At 55.3% G+C, this 18,746-nt stretch carries 13 protein-coding genes and 1 pseudogene; 10 read left to right on the top strand and 4 right to left on the bottom strand.

Annotation, left to right across the window (positions count from 1 at the left end; genetic code table 11):
• Window positions 1-71 precede the first annotated feature (71 nt).
• From hrpB to fhuB, 6 genes are all read left to right on the top strand, one after another.
• Window positions 72-2,501, top strand: a complete 2,430-nt coding sequence (gene hrpB, locus HV302_RS20215; RefSeq protein WP_181626505.1) for an ATP-dependent helicase HrpB — start codon at window positions 72-74, stop codon at window positions 2,499-2,501.
• A gap of 135 nt (window positions 2,502-2,636) precedes the next feature.
• The gene (gene mrcB / locus HV302_RS20210) at window positions 2,637-5,177 is read left to right on the top strand and encodes a bifunctional glycosyl transferase/transpeptidase (protein WP_181626504.1); all 2,541 of its coding nucleotides are present in this window, start codon (window positions 2,637-2,639) and stop codon (window positions 5,175-5,177) included.
• A 232-nt stretch (window positions 5,178-5,409) separates the two neighbouring features.
• Complete coding sequence (gene fhuA, locus HV302_RS20205) at window positions 5,410-7,659, top strand: ferrichrome porin FhuA (protein ID WP_181626503.1); 2,250 nt, start codon at window positions 5,410-5,412, stop codon at window positions 7,657-7,659.
• Window positions 7,660-7,706: 47 nt separating this feature from the next.
• A complete protein-coding gene (gene fhuC, locus HV302_RS20200; protein ID WP_003845793.1) occupies window positions 7,707-8,504 on the top strand; it encodes a Fe3+-hydroxamate ABC transporter ATP-binding protein FhuC in 798 nt (265 codons plus the stop codon).
• Window positions 8,504-9,394: a Fe(3+)-hydroxamate ABC transporter substrate-binding protein FhuD gene (fhuD, locus tag HV302_RS20195; protein ID WP_019078397.1), complete on the top strand. Its 891-nt coding sequence runs from the start codon at window positions 8,504-8,506 to the stop codon at window positions 9,392-9,394. Before fhuC ends, fhuD begins: the two co-directional genes overlap by 1 nt.
• Window positions 9,391-11,373, top strand: a complete 1,983-nt coding sequence (gene fhuB / locus HV302_RS20190; protein WP_181626502.1) for a Fe(3+)-hydroxamate ABC transporter permease FhuB — start codon at window positions 9,391-9,393, stop codon at window positions 11,371-11,373. The genes fhuD and fhuB overlap by 4 nt, the downstream gene beginning before the upstream one ends.
• Before the next feature lie 100 nt (window positions 11,374-11,473).
• Here fhuB and hemL read toward each other — a convergent pair whose 3' ends face one another.
• Window positions 11,474-12,754: a glutamate-1-semialdehyde 2,1-aminomutase gene (gene hemL, locus HV302_RS20185; protein ID WP_016155721.1), complete on the bottom strand. Its 1,281-nt coding sequence runs from the start codon at window positions 12,752-12,754 to the stop codon at window positions 11,474-11,476.
• 168 nt (window positions 12,755-12,922) lie between these two features.
• Here hemL and clcA point away from each other — a divergent pair, with 168 nt between their 5' ends.
• The 3 genes and pseudogenes from clcA (at window position 12,923) to erpA (ending at window position 14,770) form a co-directional block, all read left to right on the top strand.
• Window positions 12,923-14,344 carry a H(+)/Cl(-) exchange transporter ClcA gene (clcA, locus tag HV302_RS20180; RefSeq protein WP_019078400.1) on the top strand — a complete coding sequence of 474 codons (1,422 nt, stop codon included), beginning with the start codon at window positions 12,923-12,925 and terminating at the stop codon, window positions 14,342-14,344.
• Window positions 14,345-14,367: 23 nt separating this feature from the next.
• Window positions 14,368-14,433 (top strand): annotated as a pseudogene (gene yadW, locus HV302_RS28055) (small protein YadW).
• Complete coding sequence (gene erpA / locus HV302_RS20175) at window positions 14,426-14,770, top strand: iron-sulfur cluster insertion protein ErpA (RefSeq protein ID WP_003018581.1); 345 nt, start codon at window positions 14,426-14,428, stop codon at window positions 14,768-14,770. Before yadW ends, erpA begins: the two are co-directional and overlap by 8 nt.
• 119 nt (window positions 14,771-14,889) lie before the next feature.
• On the opposite strand, the gene HV302_RS20170 is transcribed toward erpA, so the two are convergent.
• From HV302_RS20170 to mtnN, 3 genes are read right to left on the bottom strand one after another with little or no spacing between them, the layout of a single operon-like run.
• Window positions 14,890-15,513: a TRIC cation channel family protein gene (locus HV302_RS20170; protein ID WP_006686772.1), complete on the bottom strand. Its 624-nt coding sequence runs from the start codon at window positions 15,511-15,513 to the stop codon at window positions 14,890-14,892.
• A gap of 37 nt (window positions 15,514-15,550) precedes the next feature.
• Window positions 15,551-16,351 carry a vitamin B12 ABC transporter substrate-binding protein BtuF gene (gene btuF, locus HV302_RS20165; protein ID WP_181626501.1) on the bottom strand — a complete coding sequence of 267 codons (801 nt, stop codon included), beginning with the start codon at window positions 16,349-16,351 and terminating at the stop codon, window positions 15,551-15,553.
• Complete coding sequence (mtnN, locus tag HV302_RS20160) at window positions 16,344-17,042, bottom strand: 5'-methylthioadenosine/S-adenosylhomocysteine nucleosidase (RefSeq protein ID WP_016151752.1); 699 nt, start codon at window positions 17,040-17,042, stop codon at window positions 16,344-16,346. Before mtnN ends, btuF begins: the two co-directional genes overlap by 8 nt.
• Before the next feature lie 83 nt (window positions 17,043-17,125).
• Here mtnN and dgt point away from each other — a divergent pair, with 83 nt between their 5' ends.
• A complete protein-coding gene (gene dgt / locus HV302_RS20155) occupies window positions 17,126-18,643 on the top strand; it encodes a dGTPase (RefSeq protein WP_181626500.1) in 1,518 nt (505 codons plus the stop codon).
• The last annotated feature ends 103 nt before the right edge of the window (window positions 18,644-18,746 follow it).

The raw sequence follows: 18,746 nt of genomic DNA, 5'->3' as shown, positions 1-18,746 counted from the left end.
TGGATACTCGGTTATGAATTAACGCGATGCTACAATGCAGCGCGAAGAATGTTAACCCTCTGGAGTCATTTGTGACGTCGTTGCCCGTTGCCGCCGTAGTGCCTGAACTACTTACCGCCCTTGATGCCTCGTCGCAGGTTCTGCTGACGGCGCCGACCGGTGCCGGGAAATCAACCTGGCTGCCGTTGCGACTCCTTGAACATCGCGGTATCAAGGGACGGATTATTTTGCTGGAGCCGCGGCGTCTGGCAGCACGCAATGTGGCGCAGCGGTTGGCGGAATTGCTGAATGAAAAGCCTGGCGAGACCGTGGGGTATCGCATGCGTGCGCAAAGCTGCGTAGGGCCGCTGACCCGCCTTGAGGTGGTGACGGAGGGGGTTCTGACGCGCATGATCCAGCGCGACCCCGAATTGACGGGCGTTGGGCTGGTCATCCTCGACGAATTTCACGAGCGGAGTTTGCAGGCCGACCTGGCGCTGGCGCTGTTGCTGGATGTGCAGCAAGGGCTGCGTGACGATCTGAAACTGTTGATCATGTCTGCCACTTTGGACAACGGGCGTTTGCAGCAGATGTTGCCCGATGCGCCGACGATCGTTTCTGAAGGCCGCGCATTTCCCGTTGTTCGACGATATCAGCCGTTGGCGGCGCATCTGCGTTTTGCTGAAGCGGTAGCGGTAGCGACGGCAGAACTCCTGCGCCATGAAAGCGGGTCGCTGCTGCTGTTTTTACCGGGTGTAGGGGAAATCCTGCGCGTGCAGGAGCAACTGGCAACGCGTGTGGGCAGCGATGTGTTGTTGTGCCCACTGTACGGCGCGCTGACGCTTGCCGAGCAGCGTCAGGCGATTTTGCCCGCTCCGCAAGGCAAGCGCAAAGTGGTGCTGGCGACCAATATTGCCGAAACCAGCTTAACGATCGAAGGCATCCGGTTGGTGGTGGACAGCGCCCAGGAGCGCGTGGCGCGCTATGACGCGCGTACCGGTTTGACGCGACTAATTACCCAACGCATAAGCCAGGCCTCGATGACCCAGCGAGCGGGACGCGCGGGCCGTCTGGAACCCGGTATCTGCCTCCATTTGCTTGCCAAAGAGCAGGCGGAAAGAGCGGCGGCACAGGGAGAACCGGAGATTTTACAGTGCGACCTGTCCGGACTGCTGATGGAGTTACTGCAATGGGGATGCACCGACCCTGAGCAACTGAACTGGCTGGATACCCCGCCCGCCATCAACCTGCAGGCGGCAAAACGGCTGCTGCAGATGCTGGGGGCGCTTGAGGGTGACAGGCTCAGCGCCAGGGGGCAGAAAATGGCGACGTTGGGTAACGACCCCCGTTTAGCGGCTATGCTGGTTAGCGCCAACAATGACAATGAAGCGGCAACGGCGGCAAAACTGGCTGCGATTCTGGAAGAGCCGCCGCGCGGTGGCAGTACCGATCTGGCTGTAGCGTTTTCACGAAATCAGCCCGCCTGGCAGCAGCGCAGCCAACAATTACTGAAACGGCTTAACGTTCGCAGCGGACAGCCGGACAGCGCGCTGCTCCCCTCATTACTGGCGCGGGCGTTTGCCGATCGGATCGCGCGTCGGCGCGGGCAGGAAGGGCGCTATCAACTGGCGAATGGCATGGGGGCAATGCTGGATGCCGATGACGCCTCCGGACGCCATGAATGGCTGATTGCGCCGCTGTTACTGCAGGGCAGCGCTTCGCCGGATGCGCGTATTCTGCTGGCTCTGCCGCTGGATATCGAGGTGCTGATACAGGCATGCCCTGAACTGCTACAACAATCTGACACCATCGAATGGGATGAAACTCACGGAACGTTAAAAGCATTGCGTCGGTCGCGCATTGGCCAGCTAACGGTAAAAGTACAGGCGCTGGCCAAACCCTCGGAAGAGGAGTTACACCTGGCGATGTTGAACGGCATTCGCGATAAAGGGCTAAGTGTGCTCAACTGGACGCCGGAAGCCGAGCAATTTCGCCTGCGTCTGCAATGTGCGGCAAACTGGTTGCCAGAGTATAACTGGCCCGCGGTAGATGAGGATTCTCTGCTGGCGACGCTGGAGAGCTGGCTGCTGCCGCACATGAGCGGTGTGCATTCGCTACGCGCGTTAAAAGCGCTAAATGTGGGTCAGGCGTTGCGCGGTTTGCTGGATTGGTCAATGCTGCAACGTCTGGATAGTGAACTGCCAGCGCATTACACTGTGCCGACGGGAAGCCGGATTGCCATTCGCTATCATGAGGATAACCCTCCGGTATTGGCGGTTCGGATGCAGGAAATGTTTGGTGAAGCGAAGACCCCAACCATCGCCGAGGGGCGCGTGCCGCTGGTGCTGGAACTGCTATCTCCGGCGCAACGACCACTACAGGTAACGAGCGATTTGAGCGCGTTCTGGCAGGGATCGTACCGTGAGGTGCAAAAAGAGATGAAAGGGCGCTATCCCAAACATGTCTGGCCGGACGATCCGGCGAATACCGCGCCAACGCGGCGAACAAAGAAGTATTCGTAATGAAACTGTAGGTCGGATAAAGCGAAACCGTCATCCGGTATAAACACGGCAGTAAATTGAGAGATTTCTTCTTCTGTTAACTGACGGAAGAACAGAGAATCGGGCCCTTGCGCCTGAATGTTGCGGAGAAAAAGCATGGCGGGGAATGACCGCGAGCCAATTGGACGTAAAGGGAAACCCTCGCGTCCGGTGAAACAAAAGGTGAGCCGTCGTCAACTCAGAGATGAAGAGTATGACGACGATTATGATGATGATGACTATGAGGATGAAGAACCGATGCCGCGTAAGGGTAAAGGCAAAGGGCGTAAGCCTCGTGGTAAACGCGGCTGGTTCTGGCTGCTGGTAAAACTGTCGATTGTTTTTTTGGTGCTGATCGCCATTTACGGCGTTTATCTGGACCAAAAAATCCGCAGCCGTATAGATGGTAAAGTCTGGCAGCTTCCTGCGGCAGTATATGGCCGTATGGTTAACCTTGAGCCAGAAATGCCGATCGGCAAGAACGAGATGGTGAAACTGCTGGAGGCTACGCAGTATCGTCAGGTGACGAAGATGACGCGCCCTGGCGAATTCACCGTGCAGGCGAAAAGCATCGAGATGATCCGTCGTCCGTTTGATTTTCCGGACAGTAAAGAAGGGCAGGTGCGCGCGCGTCTGACCTTTGATGGCGACCATCTGGATACCATCGAGAATATGGATAACAACCGCCAGTTCGGTTTCTTCCGTCTCGATCCGCGGCTGATTACCATGCTCTCTTCGCCTAACGGTGAGCAGCGCCTGTTTGTCCCGCGCAGTGGATTCCCGGATCTGCTGGTGGACACGCTGCTGGCGACCGAAGATCGTCACTTCTATGAGCATGACGGTATCAGCCTCTATTCCATTGGCCGCGCGGTGCTGGCGAACCTGACGGCGGGGCGCACGGTACAAGGGGCCAGTACGCTGACCCAGCAACTGGTGAAAAACCTGTTCCTGTCCAGCGAACGTTCCTATTGGCGTAAAGCCAACGAAGCCTATATGGCGCTGATCATGGATGCGCGTTACAGCAAAGACCGCATTCTTGAGCTGTACATGAACGAAGTCTATCTCGGTCAAAGCGGTGACAATGAGATCCGCGGCTTCCCGCTGGCGAGCCTCTACTACTTTGGCCGTCCGGTGGAAGAGCTGAGCCTCGACCAGCAGGCGCTGCTGGTAGGGATGGTTAAAGGAGCGTCAATCTATAACCCGTGGCGTAACCCGAAGCTGGCACTGGAGCGTCGTAACCTGGTGCTGCGTTTACTACAACAGCAGCAGATTATCGACCAGGATCTGTATGACATGCTGAGCGCGCGTCCGTTAGGCGTACAGCCGCGTGGTGGGGTGATCTCACCGCAGCCCGCCTTTATGCAGATGGTGCGCCAGGAGCTACAGGCAAAGCTGGGCGATAAAGTTAAAGACCTCTCCGGCGTGAAGATTTTCACCACCTTTGATTCCGTGGCGCAGGACGCTGCAGAAAAAGCGGCGGTGGAAGGTATTCCGGTGCTGAAGAAACAACGTAAGCTGAGCGATCTTGAGACCGCGATTGTGGTGGTCGACCGCTTTAGCGGCGAAGTGCGTGCCATGGTCGGTGGGGCAGAACCGCAGTTCGCTGGTTATAACCGTGCGATGCAGGCGCGTCGTTCGATTGGTTCTTTGGCTAAACCAGCGACCTATCTGACTGCGCTCAGCCAGCCGAAACTGTACCGTCTGAATACCTGGATTGCTGATGCCCCGATTGCGCTGCGCCAGCCTAACGGCCAGGTGTGGTCGCCGCAGAACGATGACCGTCGCTATAGCGAAAGCGGAAAAGTGATGCTGGTGGATGCGTTAACGCGCTCAATGAACGTGCCAACGGTAAATCTGGGGATAGCGCTGGGCCTGCCTGCCGTCACCGATACCTGGCTGAAGCTGGGCGCGCCGAAAGATCAGCTTAATCCGGTTCCAGCCATGCTGCTGGGGGCGTTGAACCTGACGCCGATCGAAGTGGCGCAGGCGTTCCAGACTATCGCCAGCGGCGGGAACCGCGCGCCGCTGTCGGCGCTGCGTTCGGTGATTGCCGAAGATGGGACGGTGCTGTATCAGAGCTTCCCGCAGGCCGAGCGTGCCGTTCCGGCGCAGGCGGCGTATATGACGCTGTGGACCATGCAACAGGTGGTTCAGCGTGGTACGGGCCGCCAGCTTGGCGCGAAATATCCTGGGCTTCATCTGGCAGGGAAAACCGGGACCACTAACAACAACGTGGATACCTGGTTTGCCGGGATCGACGGCAGCCAGGTAACCATCACCTGGGTGGGTCGTGATAACAACCAGCCAACCAAGCTGTACGGTGCCAGCGGTGCGATGTCGATTTATCAGCGTTATCTGGCCAACCAGACGCCAACACCGCTGGTGCTGACGCCGCCGGAAGATGTGGTGGATATGGGCGTGGACTACGACGGTAACTTCGTTTGTAGCGGGGGGATGCGTACGCTTCCGGTATGGACTACCGATCCTGATTCGCTGTGTCAGCAGGGTGAAATGATGCAACAGCCGACCGGGAATCCGTTCGATCAGTCAACGCCGCAGCAGCAGCCTCAACAGCAGCAGCAACAACCGGCGCAGCAGGAAAAGAAAGATAGCGACGGTGTCGCTGGCTGGATAAAGGATATGTTCGGCAGTAACTGATATTGCTCAAAACCCGCTTCGGCGGGTTTTTCTTCTTTGGTCCATTCTCAGGGCCGAATAACATTCCAGCCTAATTTATTAACCCTTTCTTTTCATCTGGTTATTTCTTAACCCCTCAGTTTTAGTAGGGACGCGTATTGCTTGCTATCTCGCCAGAGTTTCGAATATTATGCTGCCGTTATAATAATAATTCTCGTTTACGTTATCATTCACTTTCATCAGAGAAATACCAATGGCGCGTCTTAAAACTGCTCAGCCAAGTTCATCGCTGCGTAAAATCGCAGTAGTGGTAGCCACAGCGGTTAGCGGCATGTCTGTCTATGCACAGGCGGCGGTTGACCCGAAAGAAGAAACCATCACCGTAACTGCTGCACCTGCCGCACAAGAAAGCGCATGGGGGCCAGCGGCAACCATCGCCGCACGACAGTCTGCTACGGCGACCAAAACCGACACCCCGATTCAAAAAGTTCCTCAGTCTATTTCAGTGGTCACCGCCGAAGAGATGGCGTTGCATCAGCCGAAATCAGTTAAAGAGGCGCTCAGCTACACGCCAGGCGTAGCCGTAGGTACCCGCGGCGCGTCTAACACCTATGACTACCTGATTATTCGCGGATTTGCCGCCGACGGCCAAAGTCAGAATAACTATCTGAATGGCCTGAAGATGCAGGGTAACTTCTACAACGATGCGGTAATCGACCCGTATATGCTGGAACGCGCTGAAGTGATGCGCGGTCCGGTTTCCGTTCTTTACGGAAAGAGTAACCCTGGCGGCTTGTTGAACATGGTCAGCAAACGCCCGACCACAGAGCCGTTAAAAGAAATTCAGTTCAAGATGGGCACTGACAGCCTGTTCCAGACCGGTTTTGACTTCAGCGATGCGCTGGATGACGATGGTGTGTACTCATACCGCCTGACCGGCCTGGCGCGTTCCGCGAATGCGCAGCAGCAGGGCGCGGAAGAACAACGCTACGCCATCGCGCCATCATTCACATGGCGTCCGGATGATAAAACGAACTTCACCTTCCTCTCCTACTTCCAGAACGAGCCGGAAACTGGCTATTACGGATGGTTGCCGAAAGAGGGGACGGTGACTGAGCTGCCGAACGGCAAGCGTCTGCCTACCGATTTCAACGAAGGTGCGAACAACAATACCTACTCTCGTAACGAGAAGATGGTGGGCTACAGCTTCGACCACGAATTTAACGACACCTTTACCGTGCGTCAGAACCTGCGTTACGCGCAAAACAAGGTTTCGCAGAACAGCGTGTATGGCTACGGTATGTGCTCTGATCCGCTCTATACAAAGGATCCGGTTAACAGTCCTTGCGCCAGCGTTCCTCAGTCCGAGTGGGCTCACACGCTGACTCGTCAGTATGTTGACGATAATGAGAAATTGCAGAACTTCGCTGTTGATACCCAGTTGCAGAGCAAATTCGCTACCGGTTCCGTGGATCACACATTGCTGACCGGCGTTGACTATATGCGGATGCGTAACGATATCAACTCCTGGTTTGGTTGGGCTGGTTCGGTAGCGCCTTCAGATATTTATAACCTTGATCGCAGCGACTTTGATTTTGGGGCACATACTGGACCGGGCGCTCCCTACCGTGTTCTGAATAAACAGGAACAAACGGGCCTGTACGCTCAGGATCAGATGCAGTGGGATAAGGTGCTGGTCACTCTGGGCGGTCGTTACGACTGGGCTAAGCAGGACTCACTGAACCGTGTTTCTGGCGTGCTTGATTCCCGTGATGACAGACAGTTCACCTGGCGTGGCGGTGTTAACTACCTGTTCGACAACGGTGTGACTCCGTATTTCAGCTACAGCGAATCGTTTGAACCTAGTTCTCAGGTCGGGGAAAGCGGTAATATCTTTACTCCATCTAAAGGTAAGCAGTACGAAGCGGGCGTGAAGTATGTGCCGAGCGATCGTCCGATCGTGATCACCGGTGCTGTTTACCAGTTGACCAAAACCAACAACCTGATGGCCGACCCGAACGGATCATTCTGGTCAGTTGAAGGCGGTGAAATTCGCTCACGTGGTGTGGAAATTGAAGCGAAAGCGGCGCTGTCTGCCAGCGTTAACGTGGTCGGTTCTTATACCTATACCGATGCGGAATACACCACTGACACCAACTACAAAGGTAACACGCCTGCTCAGGTGCCAAAACATATGGCATCACTGTGGGGGGATTACACCCTTTATGACGGCGCGCTTTCCGGGCTGACGTTGGGTACGGGTGTTCGTTATACTGGTTCCAGCTATGGCGATCCGGCAAACTCCTTCAAAGTGGGAAGTTATACGCTGGTGGATGCGTTAGTACGTTACGATCTGGCGCGCGTCGGCATGGCGGGTTCCAACGTGGCGCTGCATGTTAACAACCTGTTTGACCGTGAGTACGTCGCCAGCTGCTTCAATACCTATGGCTGCTTCTGGGGCGCAGAACGTCAGGTCGTTGCAACCGCAACCTTCCGTTTCTAATTTCTTTTTGGGCACGCTTTGCGTGCCCGTTTTACAAGTTGGCTGCTATGCAGGAAAACAGATCCCATCCCGACACCACTTTCGCGTTGCGTAATGTCTCCTTTCGTGTGCCTGGCCGCACGCTGTTGCATCCTCTCTCATTAACTTTTCCGGTGGGGAAAGTAACCGGCCTTATCGGCCACAACGGGTCCGGAAAATCGACGTTATTGAAAATGCTGGGACGTCATCAGCCGCCGTCGGAAGGTGAAATCCTGCTCGACGAACAGCCGCTGGAGAACTGGAGCAGTAAAGCGTTTGCCCGCAAGGTCGCCTATCTGCCGCAGCAGTTGCCGCAGGCCGAAGGGATGACGGTGCGTGAACTGGTGGCGATTGGCCGCTATCCGTGGCACGGGGCGCTGGGACGTTTTGGCGTTGCCGACAGAGAGAAAGTAGAAGAAGCTATTTCGTTGGTCGGCTTAAAACCGCTGGCGCACCGCCTGGTGGATAGCCTGTCCGGCGGAGAACGCCAGCGTGCGTGGATTGCCATGCTGGTGGCGCAGGACAGCCGCTGTCTGCTGCTTGATGAGCCGACTTCCGCGCTGGATATCGCTCATCAGGTTGACGTGCTGGCGCTGGTGCATCGCTTAAGCCAGCAGCGTGGGCTAACGGTTATTGCGGTGCTGCATGATATCAACATGGCGGCCCGCTACTGCGATTACTTAGTTGCGCTGCGCGGTGGTGAAATGATTGCGCAAGGAACGCCTGCTGAACTGATGCGCAGTGAAACTCTGGAACAGATTTACGGTATCCCGATGGGCATTTTGCCGCATCCGGCCGGTGCCGCACCCGTGAGTTTTGTCTATTAATGATTGAATTACATCATATTACCCGTCGGCGTCTGCTTACGGCGATGGCGCTCTCGCCGCTGCTGTGGCGGATGAATACGGCGTCCGCCGCGGCGATTGATCCGCAGCGTATTGTGGCGCTGGAATGGCTGCCGGTAGAGCTGTTGCTGGCGCTGGGTATTACGCCGTATGGCATTGCGGATATCCCTAACTACAAGCTGTGGGTCAGTGAGCCACCTCTACCGGACTCGGTGATTGATGTCGGGCTACGCACGGAACCCAATCTCGAACTGCTGACCGAAATGAAACCCTCGTTTCTGCTCTGGTCGGCAGGCTATGGTCCTTCCCCTGAAAAGCTGGCACGTATTGCACCTGGTCGGGGATTTAACTTCAGCGACGGTAAAAAACCTCTGGTCGTTGCGCGACAATCGCTGCAGGAAATGGCGCAATTGTTCAATCTGCAGGCCTCTGCTGAACGCCATCTGACTGAGTACGATCGTTTTATTGCCAGCCTGAAGCCGCGCTTCATTCAACGCGGCGCGCGCCCTGTGCTTCTCACCTCTCTGCTTGATTCGCGGCATATGCTGGTGTTTGGCCCAAACAGCCTGTTTCAGGACGTGCTGGACGAATATGGGATCCCCAACGCCTGGCAGGGAGAGACAAACTTTTGGGGCAGCACTGCCGTGAGTATTGACCGTCTGGCTGCTTTTCAGGATGTCGATGTATTGTGCTTTGATCACGGCAACGATAAAGAGATGGCTGCACTGATGTCTACGCCGTTGTGGCAGGCGATGCCCTTTGTTCGCAGCGGACGTTTTCAGCGCGTGCCGGCCGTCTGGTTCTATGGCGCAACGCTATCAGCCATGCATTTTGCCCGCATTCTGGATAATGCGCTGGGAGGCAAAGCGTGAGTAAACGTATCGCGCTGTTCCCCATTCTCCTGCTGACGGTTCTGTTTGTTGCCGCCTGTTGGCTCACATGGGTTAACTTCTCCGTTGCGCTACCGCGCAGCCAATGGCAACAGGCTATCTGGTCACCGGATATCGATGCCATTAAACAGATGGTTTTCCACTACAGCCTGCTGCCGAGGCTGGCAATTTCGCTGTTGGTCGGTGCCGGGCTGGGACTGGTCGGCGTATTATTTCAGCAGGTGCTGCGTAACCCACTGGCGGAGCCAACCACGCTAGGCGTTGCGACCGGTGCGCAGTTGGGCATTACCGTCACGACGCTGTGGGCTATTCCCGGTGCGCTCACCACGCAATTTGCTGCGCTGGCAGGTGCTTGTGTCGTTGGGGCGCTGGTGTTTGGCGTCGCCTGGGGCAAACGTCTTTCTCCGGTGACGTTAATCCTTGCCGGACTGGTGGTCAGCCTGTACTGCGGGGCGATTAACCAGTTGATGGTTATCTTCCATCACGATCAACTGCAAAGCATGTTTTTATGGAGCAGCGGCACGCTAACCCAAACCGACTGGAGCGGCGTACAGCGACTGTGGCCACAGCTGCTGGGCGGCGTGATGCTGACTCTGCTGCTGTTGCGTCCAATGACGCTGATGGGACTGGATGACGGCGTGGCGCGTAACCTCGGTCTGGCGTTGTCGCTGGCGCGCCTGGCGGCCTTATCGCTGGCGATTGTCATCAGCGCCTTGCTGGTTAACGCGGTTGGGATTATCGGCTTTATTGGCCTGTTTGCACCGCTGCTGGCTAAAATGCTCGGCGCGCGGCGTCTGTTGGCGCGTCTGATGCTGGCCCCGCTGATTGGTGCGTTGATCCTCTGGCTCTCTGACCAAATCATTCTGTGGCTGACCCGCGTATGGATGGAGGTCTCCACCGGTTCGGTGACGGCGCTGATTGGCGCGCCATTGCTGCTGTGGTTGTTGCCGCGCCTTAGAAGTATGAGCGCACCGGATATGAATGCCAGCAACCGTATCGCCGCGGAGCGTCAGAATGTACTGATGTTTGCGCTGGCGGGCGGGGTGGTTTTGCTGCTGGCTCTGGTGGTGGCGCTGTCGTTTGGCCGCGATGCGCACGGCTGGACATGGGCCAGCGGCGCGATGCTGGATGAACTGATGCCCTGGCGCTGGCCACGTATTCTGGCGGCGTTGATTGCCGGGGTGATGCTGGCGGTAGCGGGCTGTATTATTCAGCGTCTGACCGGAAACCCAATGGCTAGCCCGGAAGTTCTGGGCATTAGCTCCGGCGCGGCATTTGGCGTGGTGTTAATGCTGTTTCTGGTCCCCGGAAATGCCTTTGGCTGGCTTCTGCCCGCAGGGAGCCTCGGGGCTGCGGTCACCTTGCTTATCATTATGATTGCCGCCGGGCGCGGTGGTTTTTCGCCGCACCGTATGCTGCTGGCAGGGATGGCGCTCAGTACGGCGTTTACTATGTTGTTGATGATGCTGCAGGCCAGCGGCGATCCGCGTATGGCGGGCGTGCTGACCTGGATCTCCGGCTCAACCTATAACGCGACGGGCGAACAGGTACTGCGCACCGGGATTGTGATGGTTATCCTGCTGGCGCTGACGCCGCTGTGCCGTCGTTGGCTGACGATTTTACCGCTCGGCGGCGATACGGCGCGTGCGGTGGGTATGGCGATCACGCCGTCACGCGTGGGGTTACTGCTGTTGGCTGCGGGGCTAACGGCGACAGCAACCATGACCATTGGACCGTTGAGTTTTGTCGGGCTGATGGCTCCGCATATTGCCCGAATGATGGGTTTTCGTCGCGCGATGCCGCATATGCTGATTTCGGCGCTGGCGGGAGGTGTGCTGCTGGTCTTTGCTGACTGGTGCGGCAGGATGGTGCTGTTTCCGTATCAGATCCCGGCAGGATTACTGTCGACGTTTATTGGCGCGCCGTACTTTATCTATCTGCTACGTAAGCAGAGTCGCTGAGGTTTATCCCTTCTATTTAGGCTGCGTCGCCATTCGGCAATAAAAAAGCCGGGTGGCGGCTTCGCCTTACCCGGCCTACGTTATTTCTGGACGTTCTCTTTTACAATTTCGCAAACACCCGGCGCGCGGCGTCGATGGTGTTATTGATATCGTCTTCACTGTGCGCGACGGACATAAAGCCCGCTTCGAAGGCGGACGGCGCCAGGTAAATCCCTTCATCCAGCATCATGTGGAAGAAACGCTTGAAGCGTTCAACGTCGCATGCCATCACATCCTGATAGCAGGTCACGGTTTCTGCATCGGTGAAGAAAATCCCGAACATCCCGCCCACATGGTTAACCACCAGCGGAATATTCGTCTCTTCGGCGGCTTCCAGCAGACCTTCCGCCAGACGCGTCGTCAGTTCGTTCAGCGTTTCATGAATACCTGGCTGGGCCACTTCGTTCAGACAAGCAAAACCTGCTGCCATCGCAATCGGGTTACCTGAAAGCGTACCCGCCTGATAAACCGGACCGGTCGGCGCCAGCGCGTCCATCACATCACGGCGACCGCCGAATGCGCCAACGGGCATCCCGCCACCGATGATTTTGCCAAGGCAGGTCAGATCCGGAACGACGCCGTAATAATCCTGCGCACCGGCCAGCGCCACGCGGAAACCGGTCATGACTTCATCGATGATCAACAGCGCGCCAAACTCATCACACAGGGCACGCAGGCCCGGCAGGAATTCTGGCAGCGGCGGGATGCAGTTCATGTTGCCTGCGACCGGCTCAACGATAATGCAGGCGATCTCCTGCGGATACTGTTCAAATGCCGCACGAACTGAAGAGAGATCGTTGTAGGTGCAGGTCAGGGTGTGTTTCGCAAAATCGGCTGGAACGCCCGGGGAGTTTGGCTGACCCAGCGTTAACGCGCCGGAACCAGCTTTAACCAGCAGGCAGTCGGCATGACCGTGATAGCAGCCTTCAAATTTGATGATCTTATCGCGACCGGTGAAACCGCGCGCCAGACGGATGGCGCTCATCGTCGCTTCCGTACCGGAGTTCACCATACGCACCATATCCATGGTCGGCACAAGTTCAGTGACCAGCTCCGCCATTTTCACTTCCATCTCGGTCGGCGCGCCGAAGCTTAAACCGCGCTCTGCGGCTTCAATCACCGCATTGCGAATTGCCGGGTGGTTATGGCCCAGTACCATCGGTCCCCAGGAACCGACGTAATCGACATAGGCTTTACCATCGACATCGTACAGATACGCGCCGTCCGCTTTTTCGATAAACAGCGGAGTACCACCCACGCCAGTAAAGGCGCGAACGGGGGAGTTAACGCCGCCAGGGATAAGTTCGCGTGCTGCGCTGTAGAGATTTTCAGACTTACTCATGGATGGGGTCCTGGTTCGTAGAAAAAGTAAATGCCCGCTATTCTAGTTATTCAGAGAAGGTTATGAAAGTTTTACGCAATTGAAACAATGCGATTTGCAGGGGATTTTCGTGAAATGTGCGAGTAGAATGCCGATTCCGTATTTGTATTACCAATTAATGATCATCTGATGAAGACTGACTCTCCCTCTTTTGAAGCACAACAAATTGTGCGTTTACGCCGCAGGGATCAAATCCGTCGACTCCTGGAACGCGACAAAACGCCGTTGGCGATCCTGTTGATGGCCGCCGTTGTCGGTACCGTGACGGGGCTTGTTGGCGTGGCATTTGAGAAAGCGGTGACCTGGGTGCAAAATCAGCGCATTGGCGCCCTGGCCCAGGTTGCGGACCATGCCATTCTGCTGTGGCCGCTGGCGTTTATTCTCTCTGCATTGCTGGCGATGGTCGGCTATTTTCTGGTTCGTAAATTTGCGCCGGAAGCGGGAGGCTCGGGGATCCCTGAGATTGAAGGCGCGCTGGAAGAGCTACGACCTGTGCGCTGGTGGCGCGTTCTGCCGGTGAAATTTATTGGCGGCATGGGCACGCTGGGAGCCGGTATGGTGCTCGGGCGAGAAGGGCCGACAGTACAGATAGGCGGGAACATTGGGCGCATGGTGCTGGATATTTTCCGCATGCGCAGCGCTGAAGCGCGACATACCCTGCTGGCCACCGGTGCGGCTGCGGGTTTGTCGGCGGCGTTTAATGCGCCTCTGGCGGGGATCCTGTTCATTATTGAAGAGATGCGCCCGCAGTTTCGCTATAACCTCGTCTCGATCAAAGCCGTGTTTACCGGCGTTATTATGTCGAGCATTGTGTTTCGTGTGTTCAACGGTGAAGCACCGATTATTGAAGTCGGGAAGCTGTCTAATGCGCCGGTAAATACGCTGTGGCTGTATCTTGTGCTGGGGCTTATTTTTGGCTGTGTCGGGCCGTTGTTCAACACCATGGTGTTGCGTACCCAGGATATGTTCCAGCGCTTCCACGGCGGTGAAATTAAAAAATGGGTGCTGATGGGCGGCGCGATTGGTGGCCTGTGCGGGATCCTGGGATTAATTAAACCGGAAGCGGCAGGCGGCGGGTTTAACCTGATTCCTATCGCCGCGGCGGGTAATTTTAGCGTCGGTTTACTGCTGTTTATATTTATTACCCGGGTGATCACCACGCTGTTGTGCTTCTCGTCCGGCGCGCCCGGTGGGATTTTTGCCCCGATGCTGGCGTTGGGCACATTACTTGGCACTGCGTTCGGTATGGCCGCGGCGGCCTCTTTTCCACAGTATCATCTGGAGGCCGGAACCTTTGCCATTGCCGGAATGGGGGCTTTGCTGGCGGCTTCGGTACGTGCACCGCTAACCGGTATTGTACTGGTGCTGGAGATGACCGATAACTATCAGCTCATTTTGCCAATGATTATTACCTGTCTTGGCGCAACACTATTAGCCCAATTTATGGGTGGAAAGCCGCTATACTCGACTATCCTTGCCCGCACGCTGGCAAAACAGGAAGCGGAGCAGGCGGCAAAAAGCCAGAGTACCGCCGCTGGCGAGAATACTTGAACGAAATACCAGGGTATTAGATAATGGCCTTAACCATTGGGTTATAATTTGCCCAATTGCCAATGTCGTTTGGAGCAAAATATGAGTGATGACGTAGCGCTGCCACTGCAATTTACTGAAGCAGCAGCCAATAAAGTAAAAAGCCTGATCGCTGACGAAGATAACCCGAATCTGAAATTACGCGTGTATATCACCGGCGGTGGTTGCAGCGGTTTCCAGTACGGTTTCACCTTTGATGATCAGGTGAACGATGGTGATATGACCATTGAGAAACAAGGTGTGGGTCTGGTGGTTGATCCGATGAGCCTGCAATATCTGGTGGGCGGCGCGGTTGACTATACCGAAGGTCTGGAAGGTTCCCGCTTCGTTGTGACTAACCCCAATGCGAAAAGCACCTGCGGGTGTGGTTCTTCTTTCAGCATCTGATTGCTGTCTGTAATACCGATGGTCTGATGGTGTAGGCCCGGTAAGCGTAGCGCCACCGGGCAATGTGCCGGTTGGCGGCGTAAACGCCTTATCCGGCCTACATGTTCTGCATCATCACATCAGCGCCCGTTATCATCCAGTGCAAACGTCGGCAATTTCAAATGCCAGCGAATGGCGGCAAGCCTAATCAGCAGGGTGACGATCATCCCCATCATACTGGCGTTTTCCAGCGATACATTAAAGGTATAAAACGCCGTCGCATGCACGATCCCGCCGATAATACATGCCGTGGCGTAGATTTCGGTGCGCAGAATCATCGGGACTTCACGAGCTAACACGTCGCGAATGATCCCGCCGCCGACACCGGTAATCACCCCCATACAGATCGCCACCAGGGGGCCCGTCCCTGCGAGAAATGCTTTATTGACGCCAATCCCCACGAACACAGCCAGGCCAACGGCATCCAGCACCGGAAGGATCCACTTCGGTAAACGTCGTGGCTGACGTACCAGCAGGATTGTCAGCATGCTGGTGATCATTGCCACCACCAGATCGGTGGGATCCTTAACCCAAAATACCGGCCCATGATCCAGCGCCATATCGCGGATCGTACCGCCGCCAACGGCGGTAACCACCCCGAGGACCAGGACGCCAAACGGGTCCATACGCAATTTTCCGGCCAGTAAGACGCCAGAGATAGCAAATACCGCGGTGCCGACAATATCCAGCCAATAGACGAGCATTTTTAAATCCTCACAACAGACCTGGTGGGGGCAGGCGCTAATTTATCTGTGAAAGCGCATTACAGAGTTGTTTTGCGGCGAGGATAATACGCGGGCTCGCGCGTTCGAACCAGTCACTATTAAGTGTAATAATGGGTATTTTTAGCTGGTTTCCCCAGTATTGTTCAATTTTCAGAGTTTCGCCTGGCCCTCCGGTTGCAACAATAGCCTGGGGCGCTCGTGCCAGGACCTGCTCACGGCTAACCTGTGGCCAGGGAACCCGACTGCCGGCAAAGATGTTTTCTCCACCGCATACCTCAAGAACTTCGTGCTGAATGGAGCCTTTTCCACTGGTAAACAGAGGATTTGCGCCAAACTGGAGAAACACGCGTTTTTTCGGTTTGTTGGCATACCGAGATTTTAGTAAAGCATAGTCATCAAGCATGGTTTGCGCCGCCTGTTTAGCCTGCTCAGGCTTTGGGCTCCACGCTGCCAGCTGGCGGAGCGCATCGGCGACCTGCTCGATGGTAACGGCGTCCACCCAGATGACCTTAATTCCCAGGGCGATCAGCTGATTCACCTGCCGCTCAGCATTTCCCCCGCGCCAGGCGACGACTAAATCCGGTTTAAGCGCCACAATGCGTTCAAGGTTCATACCTTGCCAGGTGGAAACCTCCTCGATATTTTTGGCCGCTGGCGGGTAGTTTGAGTAGCTACTGACGCCTACGGGTGTAATGCCGGCGGCAAAGGCGAGTTCGGTATTGGCAGGAGAAAGCGTCACAACACGCGGTGCGGCGTACAGGAACGCCGGAAGAGTGAAAAGCAGGGCGACCAGCGCCCTGGAGAGTAATTTAGCCATGCGCCAGTTTCTGTACCAGCGTTTCAACCATCAGGCTTGACTGTTTCGCGGCAACAACCAGGAACTCGTCAAAGCTGAGATGGGACTGCTGATCGGCGACGTCAGAGATGGCGCGAACCACGACAAACGGCACATTGAAGTTATGGCAAACGTGCGCAATCGCGGTCGCTTCCATCTCAACGGCAATGGCCTGCGGGAAGTTATGCTTAATTTTAGCCAGACCCACGGAGCCATTAATGAAGGCATCGCCGCTGACGATAAGTCCGCGAACGGCGTTCAGATTGAGTTGTGCAATGCAGGATTCTGCTGCAGCAATCAGCGCAGGATCGGCTTTAAAACCAGCTGGGCAGCCCGGTAACTGACCAAATTCATAGCCAAAGGCGGTGACGTCGGCATCGTGATAGCGCGCTTCGTCAGAAACCACGATATCGCCGACTTTCAGCGTAGAGGCCAGGCCGCCCGCGGAACCGGTGTTAATGATGGCATCCGGCTTGCAGCGTTCAAGCAGCAGCGTAGCGCCCAGCGCCGCCGCCACTTTACCGATACCTGATTTCAGTAGCGCAACCTCTGTACCGTTCAGTTGGCCGGTGTAAATTTCACAACCGCCGAGAGAGAGGGTCTGACGGTTTTCGATTTTGTCACGCAGCAGCGTAACTTCTTCTTCCATTGCACCAATGATGCCGATTTTCATAGATTTACTCGCGATAAGCCAGATTTGAGGGCATAGTCTATCATGCGCTTAAGGGGTAGCGCATTTCTCAGGCGGGAGAGGATATGGTACAGATCGATTTCCGAAAAAAAATAAACTGGCATCGTCGTTACCGTTCGCCGCAGGGCGTGAAGACGGAGCATGATATCCTGCGTATTTTCGAAAGCGATCGTGGACGTATTATCAATTCTCCGGCTATTCGCCGACTGCAACAAAAAACCCAGGTTTTTCCGCTGGAGCGTAACGCGGCGGTGCGCACGCGCCTGACGCACTCGATGGAAGTTCAGCAAGTTGGGCGCTATATCGCTAAAGAGATCCTCAGCCGACTGAAAGAACTAAAACTGCTGGAGCAGTATGGTCTGGATGAACTGACGGGACCGTTTGAGAGTATTGTCGAAATGTCGTGCCTGATGCATGACATTGGCAATCCGCCGTTTGGTCATTTTGGTGAAGCGGCGATTAATGACTGGTTCCGCCAGCGGCTGTATCCCGCCGACGCGGAAAGTCAGCCCCTCAGCGATGACCGCTGCCTGGTGGCGGCGTTACGTTTGCGCGAAGGCGAAGAGTCGCTGAATGATATTCGCCGTAAGGTGCGCCAGGACCTGTGCCATTTTGAAGGTAATGCCCAAGGGATTCGTCTGGTGCATACTTTGATGCGTATGAATCTTACCTGGGCTCAGGTTGGTGGTATTTTAAAATATACCCGTCCGGCGTGGTGGCGCGGAAGTACGCCTACGACGCATGACTATTTAATGAAGAAACCGGGCTATTACCTTTCTGAAGAACCGTATATTGAACGGTTACGTAAAGAATTATCCTTAGCGCCCTACAGTCGCTTTCCGTTAACCTGGATAATGGAAGCTGCCGATGATATCTCTTATTGCGTGGCCGACCTGGAAGATGCCGTTGAGAAAAGAATCTTTAGCGTCGAACAACTTTATCACCATCTGCATGAGGCGTGGGGGCATCACGAAAAAGGTTCCCTGTTTAGCCAGGTTGTTGAGAATGCCTGGGAGAAATCACGTTCAAATACATTAAGCCGGAGCACGGAAGATCAGTTCTTTATGTATTTACGCGTCAATACGCTGAATAAACTGGTGCCGTATGCAGCCCAGCGGTTTATTGATAATTTACCGCAGGTTTTTGACGGCAGCTTTAATCACGCGCTGTTAGAAGATGCCAGTAGCTTTAGTCAGTTGCTGGGGGTCTATAAAAATGTGGCGGTAAAACACGTATTTAGTCATCCGGACGTTGAGCAGTTGGAATTGCAGGGGTATCGGGTGATCAGCGGGTTGCTGGAGATCTATCAGCCTTTATTAAAAATGTCCCAGTCAGATTTTACTGAGCTGGTCGACAATGAAAGAGTTAAACGTTTTCCTATCGAATCACGATTATTTCAGAAGTTGTCTACTCGCCATCGTCTTGCTTATGTCGAGGCGGTTAGTAAAATATCAACGGGTTGCGCTGAGTTTTCGGTAATGGAATATTATTATCGCTGCCGGCTGATTCAGGATTATATCAGCGGGATGACCGATCTGTATGCCTGGGATGAATATCGTCGCTTGATGGCCGTAGAACAATAAATACTCATTTGTAAAGACGGCCAATAAAATTTTACTTTTTCCTTAAACTCAATTCTGGAACTTAGCGCTATAAAACGACTCTGACGTATACAGCAATTTTGCG

Source organism: Citrobacter sp. RHBSTW-00859, from assembly GCF_013729795.1.
Taxonomy (GTDB): Bacteria; Pseudomonadota; Gammaproteobacteria; order Enterobacterales; family Enterobacteriaceae; genus Citrobacter; species Citrobacter braakii.
Note: the sequence above shows the minus strand (reverse complement) of the source record. Positions and strands in the feature narration are given on the sequence as shown.